The following is a 1,618-nucleotide window of genomic DNA, read 5'->3' as shown; positions in this document are numbered from 1 at the left end:
GCCGACAAGACACCCCATGCAGCTATTGGGTCAAGCAGCTGCAGCGAGTGGTGATGGTTGCGGCGGGGCGAATGCGATGGATTCGTCGAACCTCTGGCGGGTGGTCAGGCAGTGGTGGAGCTGGCCGAGCATGCGGTTGAAGAGGTTCCGGAGAGCCGCATAGTAGCGATCGCCGGTCTCTCGCCGACGGTTGTAGTGGTCGTGGGCGCCGGTTGAGGCAGTGAGTGCGGCGAAGGCCCAGTGCCGGCCGGTTGCGGCCAGACGGCTGTTCTTGATCCGGCGGTGGCTGACGCGGCGGCTTTTGCCGGACTCTCGCGTCACGGGGGCGCTTCCGGCATAAGCCTTCAGATCGCGGGCCGTATCGAACCGGGTGCGGTCGTCGCCGATTTCGGCGAGTAGCCGGGCACCGGTGAGCACGGCGAGGCCCGGGAAACTCGTGATGATCTCCGCGTCGGGGTGCTGCAGGAAAAGCTCCTCGGTGGCGCTTGCCAGGTCGTCGCAGGCCTTGCAGGCCGCTTCGAGCTGGGCGAGCAAGGCAAGTGTTTGGTGTCCCATCGCTGTTTCCACCAGAGCCGGCTGACGGAGCCGGCTCCGGCGGAACACTTCGAGCAGGCGGTCGGTCTCGGCCTCGATCCGGCGCTGGCGGCCGGCTTGCGTGACGGCGGCCTTGAGCTTGCTGCGGGCGAGCTTGGTGGCCTCGGCCTGCGTGGGCGCGATCGCCAGAATCGCGCGAGCCTCTCGCGCCAGTAGCCTCTCGCGCTTGTCGGCGAAGGCTTCGAGGACCGCCGGGTAGTACTCGCGCAGGTGCGAGCGCAGGCGGTTGTGGGCACGGGTGCGGTCTCAGACCGCGTCCTGCTGGGCTCTGGCGAGGACGGCGATCGCCTTGACCAGCTCAGAGTCGCCCGGCAGAGGCCGGTGGAGCTCTGCGTCGGTCCGCAGGATGTTCGCCAGGACGACGGCGTCCTGGTGGTCGGACTTCTTGCGGGAGACGGCGTGCCGGTCCCGGTAACGGGCCACGGCCAACGGGTTGATCGCGAACACCCGGCGCCCGGAGGCCCGCAGGCAGGCCACCATGAGCCCGCGCGAGGTCTCGATCGCGATCGGGATCGGATCGTCGGGGGTGTCGCCGTGCTCGGCGAGCAGACGCAGCAGGTCCTGGAAGCCCGACGCGTCGTCACTGACTCTGAGTTTGCCGAGCAGGCGAGCGTCGGAGTCAACCACCGCCACGTCATGATGGTCTTCGGCCCAGTCGATTCCGCAGGTCACCTGCATGCGCGCCTCTTTTCGATACGTCGCTGCCCGTCGGCGTCGAGCCGCGGCGGGACCACTCGGCGACCTAATAGAAGCGCTCGCCGGCGCACCACCCCATCAGCCGTCCGTGGCCCCAGCTGTTCTCAGGGTCCTCGCTCTCGTGAAGAGCTCCACGGCTCCGGCTGATCAAGAGGTGGTCCTGGGAACGGCTCGAACCACGGCACGCTACGGCGGTCGAGTCCCAAGAGGCAGGGGCCGCGCACGCGTCGCTCTTGTCGAAGCACTCAAAGCGCGGCATACAGCAAGACATCTCGCTCGGCCCCTGCCCAGAGCTGATCCAACTCCCAGCCCTCAACGCCTATTAGGC

Annotated in this window: 1 pseudogene; it reads right to left on the bottom strand. The window is 67.9% G+C overall.

From position 1 onward, the window contains the following. Window positions 1-30: 30 nt before the first annotated feature. A pseudogene (locus ABZT04_RS45925) lies at window positions 31-1,272 on the bottom strand (IS110 family transposase). Between the last annotated feature and the right edge of the window lie 346 nt (window positions 1,273-1,618).

Origin of the sequence: Streptomyces sp. NPDC005492 (assembly GCF_040605995.1) — a bacterium.
GTDB lineage: Bacteria > Actinomycetota > Actinomycetes > Streptomycetales > Streptomycetaceae > Streptomyces.
The sequence above is the reverse complement of the archived record's forward strand: the minus strand, read 5'-3'. Positions and strand labels throughout refer to the sequence as shown.